The 24,145-nt window shown below is 45.4% G+C and carries 20 protein-coding genes; 10 read left to right on the forward strand and 10 right to left on the reverse strand.

Annotated features, from left to right (window positions below):
• The first annotated feature begins 33 nt into the window (after window positions 1-33).
• The 5 genes from fliQ (at window position 34) to recA (ending at window position 5,936) form a co-directional block, all read left to right on the forward strand.
• Complete coding sequence (fliQ, locus tag WH95_RS11990) at window positions 34-300, forward strand: flagellar biosynthesis protein FliQ (RefSeq protein WP_046507466.1); 267 nt, start codon at window positions 34-36, stop codon at window positions 298-300.
• A gap of 3 nt (window positions 301-303) precedes the next feature.
• Window positions 304-1,062, forward strand: coding sequence for a flagellar biosynthetic protein FliR (locus tag WH95_RS11995; RefSeq protein ID WP_046507469.1), 759 nt, complete (start codon window positions 304-306; stop codon window positions 1,060-1,062).
• 45 nt (window positions 1,063-1,107) lie between these two features.
• Window positions 1,108-2,169, forward strand: coding sequence for a flagellar biosynthesis protein FlhB (gene flhB, locus WH95_RS12000; protein ID WP_046507472.1), 1,062 nt, complete (start codon window positions 1,108-1,110; stop codon window positions 2,167-2,169).
• Window positions 2,170-2,321: 152 nt separating this feature from the next.
• Window positions 2,322-4,676 carry a PAS domain-containing hybrid sensor histidine kinase/response regulator gene (locus WH95_RS12005; RefSeq protein WP_157845952.1) on the forward strand — a complete coding sequence of 785 codons (2,355 nt, stop codon included), beginning with the start codon at window positions 2,322-2,324 and terminating at the stop codon, window positions 4,674-4,676.
• Between the two features lie 189 nt (window positions 4,677-4,865).
• Window positions 4,866-5,936, forward strand: a complete 1,071-nt coding sequence (gene recA / locus WH95_RS12010) for a recombinase RecA (protein ID WP_046507474.1) — start codon at window positions 4,866-4,868, stop codon at window positions 5,934-5,936.
• Between the two features lie 84 nt (window positions 5,937-6,020).
• Here the strand turns inward: recA and WH95_RS12015 are convergent, their stop codons facing one another.
• Window positions 6,021-6,551 carry an invasion associated locus B family protein gene (locus tag WH95_RS12015; RefSeq protein ID WP_046507477.1) on the reverse strand — a complete coding sequence of 177 codons (531 nt, stop codon included), beginning with the start codon at window positions 6,549-6,551 and terminating at the stop codon, window positions 6,021-6,023.
• A gap of 262 nt (window positions 6,552-6,813) precedes the next feature.
• Here WH95_RS12015 and alaS point away from each other — a divergent pair, with 262 nt between their 5' ends.
• On the forward strand, window positions 6,814-9,468 hold the full coding sequence (gene alaS / locus WH95_RS12020) for an alanine--tRNA ligase (protein WP_046507480.1): 2,655 nt from the start codon (window positions 6,814-6,816) through the stop codon (window positions 9,466-9,468).
• An 81-nt stretch (window positions 9,469-9,549) separates the two neighbouring features.
• On the opposite strand, the gene WH95_RS12025 is transcribed toward alaS, so the two are convergent.
• The 6 genes from WH95_RS12025 to WH95_RS12050 form a co-directional block, all read right to left on the reverse strand.
• Window positions 9,550-10,764: an MFS transporter gene (locus tag WH95_RS12025; RefSeq protein ID WP_046507483.1), complete on the reverse strand. Its 1,215-nt coding sequence runs from the start codon at window positions 10,762-10,764 to the stop codon at window positions 9,550-9,552.
• Window positions 10,765-11,012: 248 nt separating this feature from the next.
• Entirely contained in the window at window positions 11,013-11,855 is an 843-nt protein-coding gene (locus WH95_RS12030; RefSeq protein ID WP_218044492.1) for a mechanosensitive ion channel family protein, read from the reverse strand.
• Window positions 11,856-12,012: 157 nt separating this feature from the next.
• Window positions 12,013-12,504: a peptidylprolyl isomerase gene (locus WH95_RS12035; protein WP_046507486.1), complete on the reverse strand. Its 492-nt coding sequence runs from the start codon at window positions 12,502-12,504 to the stop codon at window positions 12,013-12,015.
• A gap of 187 nt (window positions 12,505-12,691) precedes the next feature.
• Entirely contained in the window at window positions 12,692-13,237 is a 546-nt protein-coding gene (locus WH95_RS12040; RefSeq protein WP_204247779.1) for a peptidylprolyl isomerase, read from the reverse strand.
• 5 nt (window positions 13,238-13,242) lie between these two features.
• Complete coding sequence (locus WH95_RS12045) at window positions 13,243-14,457, reverse strand: NADP-dependent isocitrate dehydrogenase (RefSeq protein WP_046507489.1); 1,215 nt, start codon at window positions 14,455-14,457, stop codon at window positions 13,243-13,245.
• Between the two features lie 106 nt (window positions 14,458-14,563).
• A complete protein-coding gene (locus tag WH95_RS12050; protein ID WP_046507491.1) occupies window positions 14,564-15,148 on the reverse strand; it encodes an LOG family protein in 585 nt (194 codons plus the stop codon).
• A gap of 305 nt (window positions 15,149-15,453) precedes the next feature.
• On the opposite strand from WH95_RS12050, the gene WH95_RS12055 reads away from it, so the two are divergent.
• The 4 genes from WH95_RS12055 (at window position 15,454) to WH95_RS12070 (ending at window position 18,947) form a co-directional block, all read left to right on the forward strand.
• Window positions 15,454-16,665 carry a LysM peptidoglycan-binding domain-containing protein gene (locus tag WH95_RS12055; protein ID WP_052741991.1) on the forward strand — a complete coding sequence of 404 codons (1,212 nt, stop codon included), beginning with the start codon at window positions 15,454-15,456 and terminating at the stop codon, window positions 16,663-16,665.
• Between the two features lie 138 nt (window positions 16,666-16,803).
• Entirely contained in the window at window positions 16,804-17,502 is a 699-nt protein-coding gene (locus WH95_RS12060; RefSeq protein ID WP_046507495.1) for a phosphatidylserine decarboxylase, read from the forward strand.
• Entirely contained in the window at window positions 17,503-18,324 is an 822-nt protein-coding gene (locus tag WH95_RS12065; protein ID WP_046507498.1) for a CDP-alcohol phosphatidyltransferase family protein, read from the forward strand.
• Window positions 18,325-18,338: 14 nt separating this feature from the next.
• Window positions 18,339-18,947 carry a CDP-alcohol phosphatidyltransferase family protein gene (locus WH95_RS12070; protein ID WP_046507500.1) on the forward strand — a complete coding sequence of 203 codons (609 nt, stop codon included), beginning with the start codon at window positions 18,339-18,341 and terminating at the stop codon, window positions 18,945-18,947.
• A 52-nt stretch (window positions 18,948-18,999) separates the two neighbouring features.
• Here WH95_RS12070 and WH95_RS12075 read toward each other — a convergent pair whose 3' ends face one another.
• From WH95_RS12075 to WH95_RS12085, 3 genes are read right to left on the reverse strand one after another with little or no spacing between them, the layout of a single operon-like run.
• The gene (locus WH95_RS12075; protein WP_046507503.1) at window positions 19,000-22,218 is read right to left on the reverse strand and encodes an efflux RND transporter permease subunit; all 3,219 of its coding nucleotides are present in this window, start codon (window positions 22,216-22,218) and stop codon (window positions 19,000-19,002) included.
• A complete protein-coding gene (locus WH95_RS12080; RefSeq protein WP_052741992.1) occupies window positions 22,215-23,372 on the reverse strand; it encodes an efflux RND transporter periplasmic adaptor subunit in 1,158 nt (385 codons plus the stop codon). The genes WH95_RS12075 and WH95_RS12080 overlap by 4 nt, the downstream gene beginning before the upstream one ends.
• Window positions 23,369-23,959, reverse strand: coding sequence for a PadR family transcriptional regulator (locus WH95_RS12085; protein WP_046507504.1), 591 nt, complete (start codon window positions 23,957-23,959; stop codon window positions 23,369-23,371). Before WH95_RS12085 ends, WH95_RS12080 begins: the two co-directional genes overlap by 4 nt.
• Between the last annotated feature and the right edge of the window lie 186 nt (window positions 23,960-24,145).

Here is a 24,145-nt window from a genome sequence, read left to right on the forward strand (position 1 = left end):
ATTAAAAACGAATAAGTAAATAACAGGCCGGGCATGAGTGAAACTGACGTCATCGAATATGGTAAAGAAGCAGTGTGGGTGATGTTGAAAATGAGTGCTCCGGTACTTTCTGTCGCTCTGCTTGTTGGTTTGATCATTTCTTTGTTTCAGGCATTGACCCAGCTTCAGGAAATGACGCTTACTTTTGTACCGAAGCTTATCATTATCAGCCTGACGCTTGTTGCGACTGCTCCGTTTATGGCGCAGACACTGGGTACATTTACTGAAGAGCTGATGGACAGGATTGTCGCCTTAGGATAGATCATGCTCTATGATTTACTCCCTTCCAGCGTATACATCGTATTAATCGTATTCACGCGTATCGGTAGTGCGATGATATTGCTACCGGGTTTTGGTGAATCGTACGTATCTCCAAGAACGCGCCTAGCACTATCTATGTTAATCAGTATCCTCGTTGCTCCAATTTTGGCAAAGAGTATTCCGGCCATGCCAGATGAAGTATCTGGACTTGGGTTCTTGATTTTCAGCGAAGCTATTATCGGATTTTTTATGGGGACGGTTGCCCGGATGTTTCTGAGTGCTGCGGCATCGGCAGGGATGATTGCCGCAACAATGTCTTCATTGGCAAATGCGTTAATTCAGGATCCGGTTTCTGCTCAACAAGCATCTATTATGGGGACTTTTCTGACGGCAATCGCGATTGTTTTAATTATGGTTTTGGATATTCACCACCTTTTTATCTTGGGGCTGGTGGATAGTTACGAGCTTTTTGTTCCTGGACAGATTTTACCAACAGGTGATTTTTCAAACATGATCGCACGTATTGTCGGCGATACCTTTATCTTGGCAACCCGAATGGCTGCACCTTTTATTGTTGTGGGGATGATTTTCTTTTTAGGCCTAGGGCTATTGGCAAAGCTAATGCCACAAATGCAGGTGTTCTTTGTCGCGATGCCTTTGCAGGTCGCCATGGGAATAACAATACTTTTCTTGTGTGTACCTGTTATGATTAAGGTCTATATGATAAGTTTGGAAGAACATTGGATGGTATTTGTTAAGTGATAGATACATCCCTAAATTCTGAAATGTTAGAGAAGGGGGACTGTCGTGTCAGAAGATAGTGATGAGTCCCAAAAAACCGAGGAGCCGACAGCAAAAAAACTTGCTGATGCACGCGAAAAAGGGGATGTTCCCAAATCCCAAGAGATGAATTCTTGGTTTTCCTTTTTTGGTCTCTTGCTTTTCCTCAGCTTTTTTACGGTCTGGATATCGACAGAACTGGGTACAACCCTCTCGTCATTATTTGAACGGCCAGATATGATCCGATTTGATACCGGACATATATATGAGACAACCCTGTCTGTGATTAAAGATGTTGGCATCCTTTTCATTGCCCCAGCTGTTATTCTTGTCGCTTTTGGTATTGCATCAGGCTTGATGCAACATGGATTTTTACTCTCGGGGAAATCCTTAACACCTGAATTAAAAAAAATTTCCCCCCTTGCAGGATTCAAGCGACTTTTCTCACTGCAATCAGTGATGAATTTAGTGAAGGGCCTTGCCAAGCTTATCATTGTTGGCGGCATTATCGGTTTTGTTCTTTGGCCAAAACGCTCTGTCGTACCCCAGCTTTCAGAATTGAGTGTTGGACAGGTGGCGATGATACTTTTGGACTGGTCTACCCTTATTGTAATTGCAGTGGTTGCTGTTATGGCTGTGATCGCAGGGTTAGATTATCTGTATCAATATTTTGAGTATATCAAGAAGCTCAAGATGACAAAGCAGGAAGTCAAAGATGAATCAAAGCAGAGTGAAGGTGACCCGATGGTCAAGGGGCGCCTGCGTCAATTACGGATGGAAAAAGCGCGTCAGAGAATGATGGCCGCTGTGCCCAATGCTGATGTAGTTATAACAAATCCGACGCACTTCGCGGTTGCTCTGGAATACAACGGCATGATGATGGAAGCCCCGAAACTTACAGCAAAAGGGGTCGATGCTGTTGCTTTTCGTATTCGTAATGTTGCTGAAGAAAATAAAATTCCAGTGATGGAAAATCCGCCGTTGGCACGGGCTCTTTATGCTGGTGTTGAAATCGATCAAGAGATCCCCCCCGAACACTATAAAGCTGTGGCTGAGATCATTGGTTACGTTATGAAACTTAAAAAATAATATGTGTTCTCGATCATAGAGAGCCTTTCTTGTGCTATCCTGTTTGTTTTTAAACGATTTTCGGGTTAATCTTTTATTTACTGTCTTTTATTTCTTTTTAATGGTCACGAATGTGCCCGTAAAAGAAGGCATTTCGTGGGGGAAGCAGGGAAGTGTCACCTACTATCTGGATCGCAATTAGTAGCTTTTTAGCTCTGGTCATACTTGCTCTTGTTTTCGTTGTCTGGCGATACAGAAAGATGCTGGCTTTGCGCCAGTATGCCTTTGCAGCTGTTCCCAGACCGCGTCAAATTGTCGATCCCAGAGGGAAATGTCTTTTTGCAAATCCGGCATTTGAAGATTTTTTTGGGGGGGACCTGAGGTCTGTTCCGGATCTGATCCTGGCTGAAAGTCATGGAGATGAGGAAATTGGCCGTAAACTGGCAACCCTGGAGTTAAATGCCAAAAACGGTGTTTCAGGTCATGTTGAGATTGAAATACCAGGAGTGGGTTCTGGAGATAGTGATGTTCAGTGGCGTCATGTCGCTGCCTATCCATTGCCAAATCGCCCGGGGTATGTGTTCTGGTTCGTTGATGACATTACCATGCGCCGTCAGATGGAGAAGGTCATTAATGATCAGCAACAGCGGTTTGTTGATCTTTTGGAAAATGCCCCGATCGGTTTCTTCTCTGTGGATGCTGATGGTGCCTTCCTTTTTGCCAATCAAACTCTTACCGACTGGTTGGGCTATTCGTCGTCGGAATTGGAAAGTGGGCAAATCAAGCTGCATGATATTGTTGCTGAAGCTGCTTTGGAGGATGTGCCCGCATATCACCCCTTTGAAGATGTTGAGAGTCAGTCCGGAGAAGTTTTTCTTCAAAAAGCTGATGGGGAGAAGCGTATTCTCGCCGTGATAAGCCAGCACATTGCTGAAGGTAGTGGCGACAAGGGCTTTCGGACGAGGTCTGTTGTCCGGAATTTAACGCTTGAGCGCGAAATGGCGACGGCATTGGAGCAGTCGGAAAAACGGTTCCGAAAATTCTTTAACGAAGCCCCGGTTGGAATTGTTTTGTTGAATGAACGAGGTGTTATCACCGAAAATAACAGGGCATTTCAAGAGCTTTTGGCCACAACAGAAGAGGTTAAAGGAAAACCTCTGCTTTCTTTGATTGGTGATCAGGAAAGAGAGAGTGTTCGTGATGCGTTGGTTTCTGCAACGACCTATGAACGCAAGGCAATGGAAGTTCACCTGACAGGAAATTCAGATACTGTCTGTAATATGAACGTCACTCACGTTGATGAAAACTCTGGATTACCTAGCGGGTACATTCTTAATTTTACAGATACGACTGAGCAAAGAAGTTTGGAAGCGCAGTTTGCACAGTCACAAAAGATGCAAGCTGTTGGGCAGTTAGCTGGTGGCATTGCGCACGATTTTAACAATCTACTGACAGCTATGATCGGTTTTTCCGATTTACTCCTTTTGCGTCATCGGCCAGGCGACCAATCTTTTGCTGATATAATGCAGATTAAGCAAAACGCTAATCGTGCGGCCAATCTGGTTCGTCAGTTGCTGGCCTTTTCCCGTCAGCAGACGCTTCAGCCAAGGCGTTTGAATGTAACGGATATTATTGCTGAACTGGCACATCTTCTTCGCCGTCTTATTGGTGAGACGATTGAGCTACGGATTACACATGGCAGGGATCTCGGGGATGTTAAGGCGGATCAGGGGCAATTAGAGCAAGTTATAATCAATCTTGCTGTGAACGCGCGTGATGCCATGGATCAAGGGGGGGTGTTGGAGATTATTACATCGAATGTAATGGTTGATGCCCCCTATAAAGTCAAAGGCGAAGAAATTCCACCTGGCGATTATGTGTTGGTCAAGGTTCAGGACACGGGCCATGGTATTCCGACTGAAATTATTGACCGTATCTTTGACCCTTTCTTTTCTACTAAAGAAGTCGGGGCGGGAACTGGTCTGGGACTATCAACTGTCTATGGTATTGTGAAACAGTCCGGCGGTTTTGTTTTTGTTGATTCAACGGCAGATCAAGGAACCGTTTTTTCTTTACTGTTACCGCACTTCCAAGAAGATGCACAAGATCAAGACGAACTGGCTGCTGAAACACCCAAAGCACAGGATTTGACTGGCCGTGGGAATATTCTGTTGGTTGAAGACGAAGATGCGGTGAGATCCTTTAGCGCGAGGGCTCTGGAGAATAAGGGGTATAAGGTGCTTGAGGCCAATTCAGGCGAAGCTGCGCTTGAGATTCTTCAAGAAGAAGGTGGAGAAGTGATAGATCTGGTCATTACAGATGTTGTGATGCCAAAGATGGATGGGCCTACCTTGATCAAAAAGCTTTATGAAACTCACCCGGATTTAAAAGTTATCTTTATTTCTGGCTATACAGAAGATTCTTTTCGGAAAACGCTGGATGTAGATTCTGCAATTGAATTCTTGCCAAAGCCCTTTAGCCTGAAGCAGTTGGCCTCTAAAGTTAAGGATGTCCTTGCTACACAGTAATTTTACTTTGTGGAGCCCATATAAAAAGTCATTTTTTTTTTACAGGTATTTGATCCAAACCGCGCATAGGTTAAAGGTTTTATTACAACGATGTTCTCTTAATGTTCTTTTTCGTTGCTTCATGAGAACAAAGAGGGTACATTGTTCTCGTTGCAGCAAGTGTGAGCCTGTGGGATAAGGGAGGCAACGATGGCACAAAACGTCTTACAGTTAGTGGAGAATAGCACGGTGGACAAACAAAAGGCATTAGATGCAGCCCTGGGACAGATTGAACGCGCTTTTGGTAAAGGCTCGATCATGAAGTTGGGCGAAGGAACGACAGTAGAGACCGAAGTTATATCCACAGGATCTCTGGGGTTGGATATCGGCCTTGGCATTGGTGGGTTGCCGCGCGGACGTATTGTTGAAGTGTACGGCCCGGAATCATCTGGTAAAACAACCCTGGCCTTGCACGTTGTTGCTGAAGCACAAAAAGCGGGTGGAACATGTGCCTTTATTGATGCGGAACACGCTCTGGACCCAGCTTATGCAAACAAGCTTGGGGTTGATGTAAACGAGTTGCTGATTTCTCAGCCAGATGCTGGTGAACAGGCATTGGAAATTACGGATACATTGGTACGTTCTGGTGCATTGGACGTGTTGGTCGTGGATTCCGTCGCTGCCTTGGTTCCGAAAGCTGAACTCGAAGGCGATATGGGAGATTCTCTTCCTGGTTTACAAGCTCGTTTGATGAGCCAGGCGATGCGTAAATTGACAAGTTCAATTTCAAAATCTCGAACTCTCGTTATCTTTATTAACCAGATCCGTATGAAAATCGGTGTGATGTTTGGTAACCCGGAAACAACAACGGGTGGTAACGCGCTTAAATTTTATTCTTCTGTTCGTCTGGATATTCGTCGTATTGGCGCCATTAAAGATCGTGACAATATTACGGGTAACCAAACCCGGGTGAAGGTTGTTAAGAATAAGATGGCCCCTCCATTCCGGGTTATTGAATTTGATATCATGTACGGTGAAGGTATTTCCAAAACGGGTGAGATGCTGGATCTCGGTGTTCAGGCCGGTGTTGTTGAAAAGGCCGGGGCCTGGTTCTCTTGCGATGGGCAGCGTATTGGTCAGGGAAGAGAAAATGCCAAGAAGTTCTTGATGGAAAATCCTGAAGTGGCAGCGAAAATTGAAGCTGCTGTTCGGAAGAATGCCGGAATTGTTGCGAACGCGATGCTCGAAGGAAAAGAAGAAGGTGAAACAGAAGACGCTTAGTTTTCCTTTCCAGAGTTGAGAATAAAAAAGGAGCCATTTCGGGCTCCTTTTTTTATGTTTTATTCGGTTGTGAGGGCTGGAAAATTATGGATTGGTTACGCGTCCAAAGGCCTTTGTGAACCCTTTTAAAGAAAATGGAATTGCGATTTTCTTTTTAACCGCATCAAAAAATACAACACGTCCTTCGTTTTGACTTTTAAAGCTATTTAAAAGTTCATTGTCTATTTGAATTTCAGACTGACAGCCGGTTCTTAAACAACGAATAAAGGGATATTGTCTTTTTAGCTGAGGACCAACTTCCAGTGAAAACCCTTCTGGCAGGCGGATGCCTAGGGGAAGAGTTAGAATAAGGGTCGTGATGCCTGCGGTATTATTGTCAGGGCGTCCAACGGCCAAGTTCAAGACAGGTGTTGGGTTTTCGCCAAGTGTAACATTATGCACAATATAACAACTAAGTGGTTCGTTGACCGTGCAATGTGCAGCCCAATTTCCATAGCGTTCGGTTGATCTTTGCGGTGCCTGTTGTTGAGCTGTTGCAACAGAGGATGTCGCAATAAGAAACAGGCAACAGCTCGCAATGGTTTTTAAATGTTCAAGAGGATTTATAAGGACCATGGTTTCAAACTTGTCTGTTTATATAAATTAGGTAGTCGTGAATGTTGATTTATGAAGTATTTTATCTAGCTATATCGAATAATCGTGGAAAATTAAAGGCAAGTTATTATCGGGACTGTGTGAAGGTTGAGGCAGGGAAATTGTAATGCTGTAAGCGAAGCCTAGACAGAGCCTTGGCAGCACGTTAAAACCGCAGATAAGATTTCCCGCATTCTGTTATGAAAGAATGCGTCCTGTCCAAGTTTTAGGGTAAGTGATTAAAATGATTACCGGCAATGAGATCCGTAGGGTCTTTCTCGATTATTTTGCAAAACATGGTCATCAAACCGTAGAATCTTCGCCGCTGGTGCCGCGAAATGATCCAACGTTGATGTTTACCAATGCAGGTATGGTACAATTCAAGAACGTCTTTACCGGTAACGAGACACGTCCCTATAACCGTGCAGCGACTTCGCAGAAATGTGTCCGCGCCGGTGGTAAACATAATGATTTGGAAAACGTCGGCTATACTGCAAGGCATCACACATTCTTTGAAATGATGGGCAACTTTTCCTTTGGAGATTACTTCAAGGATGTAGCCATTGAACATGCCTGGAACCTGATTACAAAAGAATACGGCGTTCCCGAAGAAAAGCTGTTGGTGACAGTTTATTCCGAAGACGAAGAGGCTGCTGCTCTGTGGCGTAAAATTGCGGGCCTGAGTGATGATCGTATTATCCGGATCTCAACAAGTGATAATTTTTGGTCGATGGGGCCGACTGGGCCCTGCGGACCTTGTTCAGAAATTTTCTATGACCACGGAGATCACATCTTTGGTGGTCCTCCGGGAAGCCCGGATGAAGATGGCGACAGATTTATTGAAATCTGGAATCTCGTATTTATGCAGTATGAGCAAATTGATGCGCAGACAAGGGTTGATCTGCCCAAGCCATCTATTGATACCGGGATGGGACTTGAGCGTATAACTGCGGTTCTGCAAGGAAAGCACGATAACTACGATGTTGATTTACTTCGTACGATCATTGAAGCGTCTGCACATGAAACAGGCGTTGATGCGGACGGTGACCATGCGGTTTCTCACCGCGTTATTGCCGATCATCTGCGTTCAACGGCCTTTTTGATTGCCGATGGCGTTTTGCCATCTAACGAAGGTCGCGGCTATGTATTACGTCGTATTATGCGACGTGCCATGCGCCATGTTCACAAGCTTGGTGTGAAAGATCCAGCTATTTACAAGCTTGTTCCTTCGCTGGTTGGAATGATGGGAACTGCTTTCCCTGAACTCGCCCGTGCAGAAGCGCTAATTACCGAGACGCTCAAGCTGGAAGAAAACCGCTTTGGCCAAACACTGGATCGCGGCATGAAGTTACTTTCTGCTGAAACGGACAAATTGGGTGACAAGGGCACGCTTAATGGCGAAGTTGCCTTTAAGCTGTACGATACCTATGGCTTCCCGCTGGATCTTACACAGGATGTCTTGCGTGGACAGGGACAGTCTGTTGATATCGAAGGCTTTAATACTGCCATGGAACAGCAGCGTGCCGCAGCACGTCAGGCATGGAGTGGCTCTGGAGATGCTGCGACAGAGAAAGTCTGGTTTGAAATTCAGGAGCGTGTCGGGGGTACAGAATTCCTTGGCTACGATACCGAGACAGCCGAAGGTCAGATTCTGGCGATCTTGAAAGACGGGGACGAGGTTTCTGTTGCTAAAGCTGGTGATCAGGTGATGGTTATCACCAACCAGACACCATTCTACGGTGAAAGTGGTGGTCAACAGGGGGATCACGGCCTGTTGTTCTCGGCCGAAGGTGCAGAAGTTACGGTTAAGGATACCCAGAAAAAACTGGGCAACCTATTTGTTCATATAGGTGAAGTTACCCGTGGTGAGATCGCGGTTGATCTTGCGTTGGAAATGAAGGTCGATGTGTCTCGACGTTCTGCCCTGCGTGCTCATCACTCTGCAACACACCTGTTGCACGAAGCTCTTCGTCGGCGTTTGGGAACACATGTAACTCAAAAAGGCTCTTTGGTGGCAAAGGAACGTCTCCGTTTTGATATTAGCCAACCTAAACCTTTGGAGGCCGATGATATTGCTGCTGTTGAACGTGAGGTGAATGATTATATTCGTCGCAACGATCCGGTAATAACGCGTCTGATGACCCCGGATGAAGCGATTAAAGAAGGGGCCATGGCTCTCTTTGGTGAGAAGTACGGTGAAGAAGTCCGCGTTGTCTCTATGGGCGGTTCAGATAGTTCTACGGGTAGTGGTTATTACTCAACAGAGTTGTGTGGTGGTACCCATGTCAGAAGAACCGGAGATATCGGTTTCTTTAAAATTGTATCCGAAGCTGCGCTTGCTTCTGGTGTGCGTCGTGTTGAGGCCGTTACGGGGCAGGCTGCATTGGATTACGTATCAGCACAGGAAAAACAGCTGGCAGCAGCGGCGGCAGCCATGAAGGCATCGCCTGCTGAATTGGAAGCCCGTGTGACATCGCTTCTGGACGAAAGAAAGCGATTGGAACGTGATCTGACTGATGCGCGGCGCAAACTGGCTGCTGGCGGGGGAAGTGCAACTGGTGAGGCCGAATTCAAGGACGTAAACGGTATTAAAGTTGCTGCTCGCGTTCTCGAAGGTGTTTTACCTAAAGATCTGAAACCGACGGCTGATGAACTGAAAAAACAGATTGGTACCGGTGTTATTGTTCTTATCGCAGATACAGATGGCAAAGCCTCTATCGTTGTTGCAGTGACGGAGGATTTAACAGCTAAAGTTTCTGCTGTTGACCTTGTACGTGCAGGCTCTGCGGCCCTTGGTGGCAAAGGCGGTGGTGGACGTCCCGATATGGCACAGGCGGGTGGCCCTGATGCCTCAAAGGCTCAGGACGCAATAAAGGCAATCGAAACCCTGCTTGGTTGATTAGCTCCGGGTTCAAATCAAAAAGCTCCGTAGTTAGTGAATACTACGGAGCTTTTTTTGTAATGATCATGTTTTCACGAATTATTTCTTACCATCGGCAAGTTTTATCGCCTCGGGATGCTGGCGCAGTTTTAGCATAGCCCAAACACCCAGAAATGGTCCAATAGCCAGAGGCGCAAAGGCATAGTGCCAACTTAGAAAATCTACAGCGTATGGCATTAAATGAATCGTGATTAGGGTCAGTGTAAAGCCTAGTGATGTTTGTAGTGTTAGCATTGTCCCGACGATTTCAGGCGGAGATAATTCAGCAACAGATGCGGAAAATTGGGCGGAATCAGCAATGATACTGATCCCCCACACAATACAGAGCAATGTTAGCCAAATTGGGGATGTACCGAATAAAAAACCAACTGACAACGCACAGCTACCACTAATCAACATGGCAATGATCGTTAAGGTGGTACGCCCGAGTTTATCAGCCAGATATCCTGCTGCGAGGCAACCAACAGCACCTGCTGCCATTGTTACGAATGTTGCTAGTTTGGCAAGGTCATGGGCTTGAATAGTTTCCATTGTTAGTGAAAAGCTGGCTGTCAGGAATATTCCAATCCAGGCCCACATTGCATAGAGTTCCCACATGTGCCCCAGATAGCCGAGATTTGCCAAACGAACGGATTTGATATTCCAGGCCGAGAGAATATGTCGAGGGTGAAATCGCGGCGCCTTTGTGTAAGCGGGCCCCATTTTGAAAAAGAGAATACCAATGGCTGCTGCGACTGCACAGATCGATGCTGTTGCAATTGTAAAACGCCAGTCTATACCACCAATTGCATTAAAAAGATGCGGGGAAGCAGACCCCAGAGTTAAGGCACCGACCAAAATACCAACGAGCAATCCCATGTCACCCTTTGCCCACGTTGCGGCCATTCGCATGCCAACCGGGTATATACCTGCCATGCAAACCCCGGTGATAAAGCGCAGCATAGGCACAATCCCGTCTGTTGGTTCAATTAACAACAATAGTGCGTTAGCTATGGCTGCAATGATTGCTGAGCTTAAAAAAAACAGTTTTGGTGGTAAACGATCAGCAAGGCCAAAAAGAGCAGAGGAAAGGCTACCAACGACAAAGCCAATTTGAACTGTCGAGGTAAAGAGGGCTTGTTGGAAAGAGTTCAAGTCATATTCGACAACAAGAGAGGGCAGCACAGCAGAGGCAGAGAACCAAAGTGCCATAGCTGCGACTTGGCAAAGCGCCAGTATAGCCAAAGAAAGCCATTTATCAGAAATAGATGTCATATTGCCCAGAAGAGATGAAAGGAACTCTTTACAAGGTATGGGGTGGATCATGCTTTGTCGAATAAGAATTTGATCAGAGAAATTCAACCTGATTTTAAATCAGAATGGATAGCCATACCAAACATGATGTGTTGGTACTGTTAATTGCGTATCATCGCATGTGACGAGGTGAGGTTTTTGATCTGCACATGATACAAAAAAAGGCCGCGACTTGCGGCCTTTCTTCGTTGCAAGGTCTTCTTACAGTATCAAGCCTTGGCTTTAACGTCAGAAATAATATGCAAATCGCGTTGAGGGAAGGGGATAGAGATACCTTCCTTATCAAAGGCCTCTTTAATCGCTCTGCGATTGTCACTTAATGTGGGCCAATAATCTCCACTATCTGTCCAGTATCTAACGTTCAGGTCAACTGAACTTTCACCCAAACCGCTGATAATAATCTGTGCGGCTGGATCTTTGTGGATACGGCTGTCGCCAGAAAGTACAGCCAAGGCAACTTTTTCTGCTTTGGCAATATCATCACCGTAACCAATGCCGATTGCCATATCTGTACGGCGCTTACTGTTTCTGCTGTAGTTCGTCACAGTGGCAGACCATAGCTTTGAATTTGGTACAGAAAGGTACAGTCCATCCACAGTGGTCATGTGGGTGATGAAAAGACTGATTTCTTCCACCGTCCCTGAGATACCATCTGCATCAACAAATTCACCAACTTTTAGAGGGCGCAAGAATAACAACATAAAGCCAGCGGCAATGTTTTGCATCGTTCCTTGCAAAGCGAGGCCAATTGCCAGACCTGCAGCACCGAGAACAGCAATAATACTTGTTGTTTCCACGCCGAAACGGGCCAGAACAGCAATCAAGACAAAGATCATTATTGTATAGCGAATGATCTTAACGATGACTGGTTTAAGGGTCGTATCAACTTTTCCCGATTTGGTGAGAAGTTTGTCTGTATATTTTGCAACGCGTCCTGCGACAAAAATACCAACAATGAGAATGGCCAGAGCAGCAAGAATTTCCAGTGAGAAATCCAGTGCGGTCTGTGTGAGTTGCTCTACAAGCTGTGTGTATTCTTCGGTGATTGTCACAACCAAAGTCCTTTTTTTAAGATTACAGGCTGTCCCCCGGATAACCCCCCATTGGACAAAACCCCCGCCGTGGATAATACAGCGAGGGCTTTGAAAAATCACCTAGTAAAAATACCAACCTGTTTTATTGAGTTGATATAGGATTAGGCTGAATGAATTACGCGACGTCGGCGAGAACTTTTACGGACACCATGCGATCAGGATCATCAACAGCACCACTGCCCGGGGCACCTTTTTTGATGCCGTCAACCAGCTCCATGCCTTCGATAACACGTCCCCAAACTGTATATTGACCGTTAAGGGATGGTGCGCTGTCAAACATGATGAAGAACTGGCTGTCGCCTGAGTGCGGGTTTTGGGCACGAGCCATACCAACAACACCACGTACAAATGGTTCCTGGGTAAATTCAGCACGGAGCTTTTTGCCTGAACCACTTGTTCCTGTTCCGGTTGGATCCCCTGTTTGAGCCATGAAGCCGTCGATTACACGGTGGAAAACGATGCCATCGTAAAAGCCTTCACGTGCAAGTTCTTTGATACGCGCAACGTGAGTAGGAGCAAGATCTGGCAGCATCTCGATGGTTACTTTTCCAGTTTCCAGTTCGATAACGAGCGTGTTTTCCTGATCTGGTTTTGTGTCTTCTGTCATGGCTAGGGCCCTAAATAAGTGTGATAAACTATCTGCAAAATAGGTATCTGAGAGCACTTTTGCAAGGCAGCATCTTTGTTGAGATAGAATTTTAAAAAATAAGAGAAACCCTTACTTTTCCTTGAAAATAAAAAGCGCTGAATCCATTGGGATTTCAGCGCTTTTTTTGAGTTTTCTGGTCTGGTGCCTATTGAATATCAGCAAGTACCTTTACAGAAATCATTTTGTCAGGATTGCTAACTTTACCAGTATCCCGAGGGCCTTTTTTAATTGAATCAACATGTTCCATACCCTGTATGACTTTACCCCATACAGTGTATTGCCCATCAAGAGACGGCGTTCTTTTAAACATGATAAAAAACTGGCTGTCCCCTGAATGGATATTCTGGGAACGTGCCATGCCGACAGTACCGCGAACATAAGGTTCACGAGAAAATTCGGCTTTTAGTTTTTTACCAGACCCGCCAGTACCAAGACCTTTGGGGTCACCAGTTTGTGCCATAAATCCTGGTATTACTCGATGGAATACAATGCCGTCATAAAAACCTTCACGGGTCAGTTCTTTGATTCTTGTCACGTGGTTCGGGGCAAGATTGGGAAGCATCTCGATGAAGACTTTACCGGTTTTTAGTTCAATCACCAGCGTGTTTTCAGGATCAGCTGCTTGTGAACTGGTTGACGCCAGGGTCAAGGCAAACAGGCCAGCGAGTAAATGACGTAGGATTTTTGGCATCTTTGTTAGCTCATCGCTTTCTGTAGGTTGGTATCGATCGCATCCAGGAATTGATCTGTTGTCAACCAATCCTGATTTGGGTTGATCAGAAGCGCAAGATCTTTTGTCATCTGGCCGGATTCAACAGTATCGATACACACTTTTTCGAGTGTTTCAGCGAACTTAACCACTTCAGGTGTCTCGTCAAACTGTCCACGGAACTTAAGGCCACGTGACCAGGCAAAGATAGATGCAATCGGGTTTGTGGATGTTTCTTTGCCTTGCTGATGCAGACGATAGTGACGTGTCACTGTGCCGTGTGCTGCTTCTGCTTCTACGGTCTGCCCATCGGGTGTCATTAGAACAGAAGTCATCAGACCAAGTGAACCAAAGCCCTGTGCCACTGTGTCAGATTGAACATCACCGTCATAGTTTTTACAAGCCCAGACAAAACCGCCAGACCATTTCATAGCTGCCGCAACCATGTCATCAATAAGACGGTGCTCATATGAAATGCCTTTTGCAGCAAACTTGTCAGCAAATTCTGTCTGATAAACTTCTTCGAACAGGTCTTTAAAACGACCATCGTAAGCTTTCAGAATTGTATTTTTTGTGGACAGGTAAACTGGCCAGCCAAGATCAAGACCGTAGTTCATACAAGCACGGGCAAACCCACGAATTGATTCGTCCAGGTTGTACATGCCCATGGCCACGCCAGCTTCCGGGAATTCAAAAATTTCACGGGTAATTGGCTCACCACCGTCTTCCGGTTGGAAGGTCATGGTTAGTTTACCTGCGCCGGGCACCAAGAAGTCTGTGGCTTTGTATTGATCACCGAATGCGTGACGGCCAATGACGATTGGCTGTGTCCAACCGGGAACAAGACGGGGAACATTTTCCATAATGATCGGCTGGCGAAAAACAGTACCACCCAGAATGTTTCGAATAGTGCCGTTTGGCGAACGCCACATCTTTTTCAGATCGAATTCTTCCACGCGTGCTTCGTCTGGTGTGATCGTGGCGCATTTAACACCGACGCGATGTTCTTTGATAGCATTGGCAGCATCAACAGTGATCTGATCATCAGTTGCATCACGGCTTTCGATAGAAAGATCAAAATATTTCAGATCAACATCAAGATAGGGGAGAATAAATTTTTGTTTGATTTTCTCCCAGATGATGCGTGTCATCTCGTCGCCGTCGAGTTCGACGATTGGATTTTTAACCTTAATTTTGGACATGTTCGCCTCCTTGTTTGTCGGCTTGTTTCATATAATTTGGGGAACTCACAGAGGAAAATAACAGTCTTTCGCTGCAGTGCAAGATAACTTGGAATAACAATTGATATCAAAGTCGCTTGATATCTGTTTCTATACTGGTCCTCGGCATACTTTCAAGCTGGGTAAAGATTTCTTCTATGCTATTGACAACACTATAAATATTATCTGGGTCTTGTCTTAAATAACCCGCTGAAATTTGATGGTTTATCAAATTCAAAAGGGGGTCCCAAAAATTTTCTAAATTGACGACAATAAGAGGTTTGTCATGCATGCCAAGCTGTTTCCAGGTCGCAATTTCGAAAAATTCATCCAAAGTACCCAGTCCGCCAGGCAAAATACAAAAGGCATCAGATTGATCGAACATTGTCATTTTGCGGGTATGCATGGAATCAACAACAATCAATTCATTTACTTCTTTATGGGCGACTTCCAACTTGTCCAGATATTGAGGTATAATCCCGGTTACTGTTCCGTTATGTGCCAAAGCACCGTCAGCAACCCGCCCCATTGATCCAACACGACCGCCCCCATAAACGATTTTAATATTGTTCTCTACGGCCAATCGGCCCAATTGATGAGCTTTTGCAAGATGTTTATCACTGACCATATTGGACGAACCGCAGTAAACACAGAGAGATTTAATATTGGCCATTGTTGAATTCCTTTTATTATTTTTTTTGTGCAAAGTTGCAAAACGGCACGTAAATCATAAGGTTAGGTCCTTTTTTTACGTGCCGTGAGGTGTATTATATCTATAGATCTGGTGATGGCAATAATCTGAAAAGATCGCATAGGACGCTATTCGTTTATTTTTGTTGTCCAAAAAATGTCATAGCCCTTGTTCTTTTCCTGTAAGGACTTAACCTAGGGTCAGAACAATGTTAGTCTGGGGAATAATTTCCCACCTGCTTTGGTGATAAAATATTATCGATCAAGATAAAGATTTAGGAGGCATCTTTGAGCCGTACCCTCGTTTTTTCATTCGTAGCTGTTGCCGTGCTGTTTATCGGAAGCGTCTCGATCTGGTATGCCCTGGATGATGATTCTGCTGTAGTTACAGAAGGTACAAGTTCTTCAACAGATGCACCGAAAAAAATAATCAATAAACTTTCTGGAAAACGTGCTGATCCAGAGGGTAGTGATTCTGAGACAGATAATTCTGAGTCTGCTGTGACTGAAAGTGATGTCACAACAAGTGACACTGTTCAGACAAACGAACCCGTTACTTCGGAGGTTTCTGAAGAAGACAAGTCACAAGGATCTATTGATAAAACAGAAGTCGTCAAAGATAACAAACCGGATGTATCAGCAGAAGAACCTTCTGATGATGTGAAAACGCCGGCGGTTATCGTTGACCCATCGCTTGCCTTTGATGTGATCAGGGTCGAAAAAACCGGTGATACTGTTCTTGCAGGCAGAGCACCCGCGGGGAGTGAAGTTCGAATTGTTGATGGCACAACATTGCTTGGAACTGTTCAGGCCGATAATAACGGACAATGGGCCTATGTACTGGAAACACCACTTGCCCCCGGTGCCCATGAATTGGGGCTGCAGGTTAATAATGAAGAGCAAGGCGTCAGATTAAAATCTGCGGATGTTGCCATTGTTGATGTTCCAAAAGGGGATAAATCTGCCCTTGCCGTCCTTGTCCCCGAAGACAAGGGAGGAGCATCAAAGATTATTCAGTTACCTGAACGGGTAGAGGATGACGGCATTAAAGACGGTGAGTTGGCGTTAGACAGTGTTGATTATGATGATTCTGGCCAAACTGTTATTGGGGGAACATCGCAGCCGGGACAAAAGGTTGTCGGTTATTTGAATAACGAGTTTGTGGGGCAAGGCGTCACAGACGATGAAGGTCGCTGGACCGTTGAATCTGAAAAAAATGTCAAAGAAGGTTTGCACCAACTGCGAATTGATCAGGTTGATGACGAAGGAAAAGTAACGGCCCGCGTAGAGATCCCTTTTTCCCGATCAGGAAAGGTTGAATCGCTTCCTGATGAGCGAGTTGTCACTGTTCAACCAGGTAATAGCCTATGGCGGATTTCTCGTGCAATCTATGGAGAGGGGGCGCGTTATGCTGTGATCTATGACCGAAATCAAGATCAGATCAGAAATCCGGACTTGATTTATCCTGGGCAAATTTTTGTTCTCCCCAAAGAGAAGTAAATCGTAATTCGACGTTAAATTGTTAGTTTTTCGGAAAATACCTTACATTGAACCTCGTAATACAGTATTACAGCCCAAATGTTATCTGTAGCGTATGTGATAAACACAGAGCTACGACACAAATTATTTGAATATTGAATGGAGACGGCAGTGCTGAAGCACATTCTAGTGCCTATTAATAAAGCTGGTTGGCCTTTTGTTGGTGGCGCACTTGCGCTGAGTGTCGGGTTTGCATTGATTTGGAAGCCTTTGGCAATTGTTGGGCTAATTATCGCAGCATTTTGCACTTATTTTTTCCGTGACCCGGAAAGGCAGACACCGGTTCGTGAAGGCCTTGTTGTCAGTCCTGCCGATGGGCATGTAAGTGCTGTTGAAACGGCCGTGCCGCCAGCGGAATTAAATATGGGTGCCGAGCCAAGAATGCGGGTTTCGGTTTTTCTGAGCGTATTTGATGTTCACGTAAACCGTATTCCAGCAGCGGGTAAAATCACCGAATTGGCATATCACCACGGCGCATTCTTGAATGCTGCACTTGATAAGGCATCTGAGCTGAACGAGCGTATGTCCGTTAAAATGGAAACAAATGACGGTAAGGAAATAGCGTTTGTACAGATTGCAGGTCTGATTGCCCGACGTATCATTTGTAACCTGACATTGGACCAGGAAGTTAAAACAGGTGAGCGTTTTGGTTTAATCCGCTTTGGTAGTCGTACAGATATATACTTGCCGGACGGTGTTGCTCCTCTTGTTTCTGTTGGGCAACAAATGGTTGGTGGCGAAACGGTGATTGCTGATCTTTTGTCTGATGAAGCACAACGTGAAACAGAGGTACGCTAAATGTCTGGTCTCAAGCGCCGTCGTCGACTTCATGGATTTTCTGTAAATCGTCTGATACCAAATGCCATTACCTTGATGGCGCTGTGTTCAGGTCTATCAGCAATTCGTGCGGCGCTTGAAAGTAACTGGAAGCTAGCGGTTATTGGTATCGTTGTGGCGATGATCCTTGATGGATTAGATGGCCCGGTTGCACGGTTGATGAAAGGAACGAGTGAATTTGGCGCACAGCTTGATTCGCTTGCTGATTTTGTGAACTTCGGTGTGGTTCCTTCATTGGTTATTTATTTGTGGGCAATGGATGGAACTGGTGGTCTAGCCTGGGCGGTGTCGCTTTTCTTTGCCATTTGTTGTGGTATGCGTCTGGCGCGTTTCAATACCAGTTTGCTTGACGAAAACCCGCCCCCTTGGGCTTCGAAATTCTTTACAGGTATTCCAGCACCTTGCGGTGCCGGGCTTGTTCTTATTCCCGTTGTTTTATCATTTGAGTTAGGCGACGATATTTTACGTTCGTCTGTCCTAAATGGCATGATGCTGGTTGCGGTGGGGGCTCTTTTTGTCAGTACTATCCCGACCTATTCATCAAAACGAATTCGTATTCCAAGACGTTATGTTGGTCTTGTGTTACTTGGGTTTGCTGTTTGTATTATGCTTTTGTACAGTACACCCTGGGTATCATTGAGTGTTGCGGGGATAGGTTATCTGGTGTCCATTATTTTAGCACAATTCTCTTATCGGTCGACGCGTAAGAAGATGCTGGCTCAAGAAGGTAAAGACCCCGACGACGCTGGAAACGACGAAAATACTTCTTCTGAAAAAGAATAAAAGTCAGGCAGGTTATGTTTGACGCCTGGATGAGAACAAAGATTGACCCTCCTCTTGATAAAATAGGGGAGGCTCTTTCACGTTCTGGCCTGGGGGCTAATCAGATAACCTGGGTTGGATTTTTTGGGGGAATGCTTGTCATTCCTGCACTTGCCACTGAATCGTATTATTTAGCGATGACAGCGATTGCTTTTAACAGGCTGTGTGATGGCCTGGATGGGGCTGTCGCCAGAAAACAGGGGATAACGGATCTTGGGGGATACCTTGATATTACCCTTGATTTTATTTTTTATTCAGCAGTTGTTTTCGGTTTTGCCCTTGCGATGCCCCAAGAAAATGGGGTGGCGGCTGCTTTCCTTATTTTCTCTTTTATGGGAACCGGAGCGTCGTTTTTGTCCTTTGCAATTGTTGCAGCCAAGAAAAAAATTTCCACGGACATCCGCGGTAAGAAAAGTATCTATTATCTGGGTGGCCTGACAGAGGGAACAGAGACGATTATTTTGTTTCTGGCTCTATGTATTTGGCCCGAGAAGTTTGTTCTTATGGCTTGGATCTTTGGGGCCCTATGTTGGTTGACCACTGTTTTCAGGATCCACGCAGCTCTTGATCTTTTTGACGATTAATAAAAAAGCCGGCAACAAAGTTACCGGCTTTTGAAATACATGCTTATCCCTTTTATTCGGCTGGAATAACTTTTTCATCATCTGATACGGGACCAGCCGCTGGTGGTTCGGATGGTGTGTCATTCTTTTTAAATCTTGCCTTTATCCGCTTAACGAGATTGCGACTGTTTACCCTTACCATTAAAGAGCAAGGTGTAATGACAAGGGTTAGAATGGTCGCGAAGCAAAGCCCGAAAGCAATTGCTGTGGCAAGTTGTGTCCACCATTGAGTAGAGGGGGCGCCGACTTGAACTGTTCGATTGATCAGATCAATATTCGTTGCAAGAACCATCGGCATCAGTCCGAGAACCGTTGTGATCGTTGTTAGCATCACCGGACGTAAACGTTGTGCTCCCGTACGGATAATGGCTTCCTTTTGATCTTTGAACTTGGTTGATACGTAATCAAAAGTATCAATAAGCACGATATTGTTGTTCACAACGATACCAGCCAAGGCAATGACGCCGATGCCTGACATAACAATTCCGAAGGGTTGATCTGTAATAAGAAGACCGATGAGAACGCCAATTGTTGACATGATCACGGCAGACAGGATCAAGAAGGCGCTGTAGAAGCTGTTGAACTGGGTGACCAATATGATGGCAATCATAAAGAGAGCGACCCCAAAGGCCTTTACAAGAAATTCTTGCGATTCCTGCTGATCTTCATTTTCCCCTTTGAACTGAATTGTCACTCGAGGATCAAGCTCTTGGCTTGCCATCCATGCCGTCAGTTCCTTGACCTTGTCATCGGCGAGAATACCTGGTGCTATGTCTGATTTAACGGTTGCAACCCGTTGGCTGTCGACGCGGTTGATGACGCCAACTTTTGGCGCAGCAGTACGGGTGATGAAATTCGATATAGGGATCAAGCCGACATTGGTTTGAATCTTTATCTGATCCAGATGTTCGATGTTTCTGTTGTTACGGGGAAGGCGGACGACAAGATCAATTTCTTCGTCACTGTCATCCGGGCGATAACTGCCCAACTTCATGCCATTGGTGACCATCCGGATATAGCTACCGATCAGGGCAATGTCTGCCCCAAATTTTGCGGCCTGGGCACGATCAACATCAATACGCCATTCAATGCCGGGCACAGGAAGACCGTCCTCGATGTCAACAAAACCGTTTGCTTCTCTTAGATGGTTGGCCACTTTGCTTGCCCAAGGGTATACAAGGCTAGGATCTGTTGATGCAATTTCGATATGGATTGGTTTTCCCGATGAAGGACCTTTTTCTTCTTTTCTGGGTTCGACAGAAATACCCCCTAGAACGGCCGTCCTCTCGCGAATTTCTGCAAGAATTTCATCAGCAGGGCGTCTGTTGAACCAATCCGTAAATTCCATTTGGATATTGCCAATGACGTCTTCTGGCTGCTCGCTGCTTGTCGTGCTTTCGGCGTTAGTGCTGACATAGATATTGTGTAATTCATGCTTTTCATTTTGAATATCAAGCACGATTTGTTCAACTTGTCTGACGAGGTAGTCACGTTCATCTATCGACATGTTGCCCTGGGCACGAACCTGTAATACGGCATTATCAGGTTCGATATCCGGAAAAAATTCAACGCCTTTACCATAATTACTGTAAAGCATGATAACGCCAATAAGTGAAGCAAAGGTCAGGGTTGCAATGGTGCCCGGTATTCTGAGAACCAGGTGCATCAGCTTTATGTAAAGACCCGTAAAACCAGAGACCGCATTTAAGTCTCCGGCTTCTGATGCGGCCAGGTTTTCCATAGATTTTTTGTCCGCAGCACCACCGGCTTTGCCAATCAGTCCCCCAATTGTCGGCACAACGATCAAGGCCATGACCAACGAAGCACTTAGGGTTGCGATGAGGGTAATGGGCATGAACTTCATAAATTCACCCATAATACCCGGCCAGAAAATAAGGGGTGCAAAAGCCGCGAGTGTGGTTGCGGTTGATGCAATGATTGGCCAGGCCATTCGAAGACTAGCTTGTTTGTAAGCTTCTCTTCTGTGCAAGCCTTCACTCATTTTCCGGTCTGCAAACTCGGTGACAACAATGGCCCCGTCAACAAGCATTCCAACCGACAAAATCAGGCTAAAGAGAACAACGACGTTAACGGTTAAACCCGCGGCATGCAGGATCATGATAGAGGCGAGAAACGATCCGGGAATAGCAATACCGACAAGGATGGATGATCTGAAACCCAGGGCTGCGACCACAACGATCATTACCAGAATAATCGCTGATAGAACGTTATTTTGCAGGTCCTGCAACATCGTGCGGATGCCTGTTGATTGATCTTGGCTATAAGAAACGTTGATAGATTCAGGCCACAATGTTTGTTGCTGGTTAACAACATCGCGAACTTGTTCGATGGTTTCAATAATGTTTGTACCAGTCCGCTTTGAGATTTCCATGGTCAAAGCGGGCTTGTTGTTAACCCGGGCGTATTCAGTTGTGTCTTTGAATGTTTTGCGAAGAATTCCGATATCTTTGACACGAACAACAGCATCGCCATTAACCTTAACAGGCATGTTCAAGATATCTGTCGTGTCTTCGAAAAGGCCTGGGACCTGAATGGCAAAACGGCCTTGGCCTGTATCCAAAGATCCAGCAGCAACAACCAGATTGGATTTACCGACAGCAGTAATAATGTCGTTGGCATCAAGATTGTAGCTTTCAAGGACCAGAGGATCGACGACGATTTCGATCAATTCATCTCTATCGCCAACCAACTTTGCTTCGAGAACGTTTGGGATAGATTCCAGTTTGTCTTGCAGGTTCTTGGCTATGGCGAGCAATGCTCTTTCAGGAACATCACCTGAAAGATTAACAACCAGAATAGGGAAAAGGCTCAGATTGACTTCGTGAACAGAAGGTTCATCCGCATCGTCGGGAAGCTCGGCTTTGGCAATATCGACTTTCTCTCTGACGTCAGTCAGGGCAAGGTCAATATCGGAACCCGCTTCGAATTCCATAACCACGTTACCACCACCGAGAAATGAACTCGATCTCATTTCTTTTACGCCTTCGATACTACGAAGCTCTTTTTCCATTGGCTTTAGTAGCAGGCGCTCAGCATCGACCGGGGAAATGCCCTCGTGGTGCATACTGACATAAATAATCGGAATGGTGATGTCGGGGTTATCTTCTTTTGGGATGGTAACGTAGGACACAGCCCCGGCAATAAGAATAAGAATAAGCCCCAGTATAACGGTGCGTGAACGTCCTAAAGCACCCGAAATGATGTTTGTCATGACTGAGCTGCCCCGGTTGTTGTTTCCTGTTTAGGCTCAGTAGGTGTGACGGGGGTAAGTTCTTCCAATGTGTCAGCATCAATTGCTTTCACTTTTTGTCCGTCTTTGATCAGTTCTTGTCCAATAACAACAAAGGTTACTTCTTTTGGCAGGCCCCCAAGCCATAGACCGTCAGTTGTGTTTTCCAGAATGCTGGCTTCTTTGAATTCGATTGTGTTGTCGGGGGTCAAAGTTTTCACGCCAATCGTACCGTTGGCATTAATCGTTAGAATACCGGATGATACCTTATGCGCTTGCATGTCATTAAGGGTCAGAACCGTTTCGGCTGTGATACCATCCGCGATTTTCATGTCCGGGTTAGGTACAGCAACCTCAATGCGAAAGGTACGTGTGTTCGCATCGGCCATTGAGGCGATATATCTAACTTTTCCTTCAACGGTTTGGCCTGTAATCAAACGTACGTTGGCAGTGTGGCCGACAGATATGTAGGGGACCAGTCTCTCGCTAACATCTGAAACAACAAGTATGGTTGACAGATCAATGATCGTTCCGATTTTATCGCCAACATCGATGTATTCACCTATTTCTACCGCACGACTGTTCAAAACCCCTGTAAAGGGTGCAGGTATCAGTGTATTGGACAGGGCAACCTGTGCACGTCTTAATTCTGCCTCTGCTGATTCTAATGCTGCTTTGCTGGCGGCAAGTTTTGTTTCAGCTTTAAATCCTTTTTGTGAAAGGCGTTTTGCTGCTTTGTATTCAATCGAACGCTGTTCTTTCAGGGCTTTGAATTCCTGAACTTTTGCTGCGCGCTCATTCACATCAAGTTTGGCGACAAGCTTACCAGCTTCAATTATATCGCCTTTGTCGATTGCAAGATCAATGATCTTGCCGCTGGCTTCACTCTTTATTTCTACGGTGCGTAAAGCTTCTGTTCTTCCCCGTACGGTCAGATAGCGCGTATAGGGAACAGCGGTCTTAGTTTGCACGCGAACAGAGGGAGTTTTTGTTGCTTGATCAAGGTTAACTGGTGGTTTCTTAATCTCTGGTTGTCCTGCCTCGCCAGCTTCGGAGCTATCTGACAATTGCCCTGACATAACCCAGCCAGCTGTTCCAACAGCTAGAATGAATGCGAGTAAATAGGAAACTTTCATGATAAATGCCTGTTGGTTTCTATCTGCTTGAGATTTATTTCTGTTCGGGATCTATTGGATGCGTCTTGTTCGCGAAGCTCTGCAATGAACCGTTCTTTATTTTCTTCTAAATAAGAGAGTGAGTTTTTATAAACTGTTAGCCCTAAACCGTGGCAAAGGCGGCGCCCACTTGGCAATGCGGCGGGATCACACTTTGTCATGCGCTCAATAGTTTCTTTGTAGAAAGAAATTCTTTGTTCCAGAAGGTTTATGACCTGGGGTACTGGCATAAGGTCCGCAAAATAAAGAACAAAGAAAAAGTCAGAAGTAAACTTATCTGGCGCAGGTGGGGCGAGAAGGCTGGTTATCAACGCGTCCTGGCCTTGTTGGGTTAGTTTGTAAACCTTTTTGTCGGGCCTTTTTTCCTGTGCCATCTGGGTGCATTCAACAAGGCCTTCAGCAGAAAGTCGACCAAGTGCAGGGTAGATTGAACCAAAACTCGCGTCCTGAAAGTGACTAAAAGCCCCTTCCTGGAAAGCCTTTTTAATTTCATATCCACTTGCTTGCCCTTGGTATAGCACTGCGAGGCATAGTGTTCTCACATCCATATTTAATAGTTACCTGAACTTATTTGTTATATTTTTGCATCATAAAGATCCGGTCTTGGTTTTAAAGAATAACCCAAGATATATATTGGTTTGATATACTTAGGATCAATATATATCAAGTCAATATATATGAAGAGATTTTGACAAAAAAATGGTGAAGATAAGATTGGATTAAAAATCAATTAG

Origin of the sequence: Kiloniella litopenaei (genome assembly GCF_000982415.1) — a bacterium.
Lineage (GTDB): Bacteria > Pseudomonadota > Alphaproteobacteria > Kiloniellales > Kiloniellaceae > Kiloniella > Kiloniella litopenaei.

Bases quoted from the DNA above. Each gene is read 5' to 3' on its own strand.
- fliQ (WP_046507466.1), top strand. From the start codon at position 34: ATGAGTGAAACTGACGTCATCGAATATGGTAAAGAAGCAGTGTGGGTG.
- WH95_RS11995 (WP_046507469.1), top strand. From the start codon at position 304: ATGCTCTATGATTTACTCCCTTCCAGCGTATACATCGTATTAATCGTA.
- recA (WP_046507474.1), top strand. From the start codon at position 4,866: ATGGCACAAAACGTCTTACAGTTAGTGGAGAATAGCACGGTGGACAAA.
- WH95_RS12015 (WP_046507477.1), bottom strand. From the start codon at position 6,551: ATGGTCCTTATAAATCCTCTTGAACATTTAAAAACCATTGCGAGCTGT.
- alaS (WP_046507480.1), top strand. From the start codon at position 6,814: ATGATTACCGGCAATGAGATCCGTAGGGTCTTTCTCGATTATTTTGCA.
- WH95_RS12025 (WP_046507483.1), bottom strand. From the start codon at position 10,764: ATGACATCTATTTCTGATAAATGGCTTTCTTTGGCTATACTGGCGCTT.
- WH95_RS12035 (WP_046507486.1), bottom strand. From the start codon at position 12,504: ATGACAGAAGACACAAAACCAGATCAGGAAAACACGCTCGTTATCGAA.
- WH95_RS12040 (WP_204247779.1), bottom strand. From the start codon at position 13,237: ATGCCAAAAATCCTACGTCATTTACTCGCTGGCCTGTTTGCCTTGACC.
- WH95_RS12045 (WP_046507489.1), bottom strand. From the start codon at position 14,457: ATGTCCAAAATTAAGGTTAAAAATCCAATCGTCGAACTCGACGGCGAC.
- WH95_RS12050 (WP_046507491.1), bottom strand. From the start codon at position 15,148: ATGGCCAATATTAAATCTCTCTGTGTTTACTGCGGTTCGTCCAATATG.
- WH95_RS12060 (WP_046507495.1), top strand. From the start codon at position 16,804: ATGGAGACGGCAGTGCTGAAGCACATTCTAGTGCCTATTAATAAAGCT.
- WH95_RS12065 (WP_046507498.1), top strand. From the start codon at position 17,503: ATGTCTGGTCTCAAGCGCCGTCGTCGACTTCATGGATTTTCTGTAAAT.
- WH95_RS12070 (WP_046507500.1), top strand. From the start codon at position 18,339: ATGTTTGACGCCTGGATGAGAACAAAGATTGACCCTCCTCTTGATAAA.
- WH95_RS12075 (WP_046507503.1), bottom strand. From the start codon at position 22,218: ATGACAAACATCATTTCGGGTGCTTTAGGACGTTCACGCACCGTTATA.
- WH95_RS12080 (WP_052741992.1), bottom strand. From the start codon at position 23,372: ATGAAAGTTTCCTATTTACTCGCATTCATTCTAGCTGTTGGAACAGCT.
- WH95_RS12085 (WP_046507504.1), bottom strand. From the start codon at position 23,959: ATGGATGTGAGAACACTATGCCTCGCAGTGCTATACCAAGGGCAAGCA.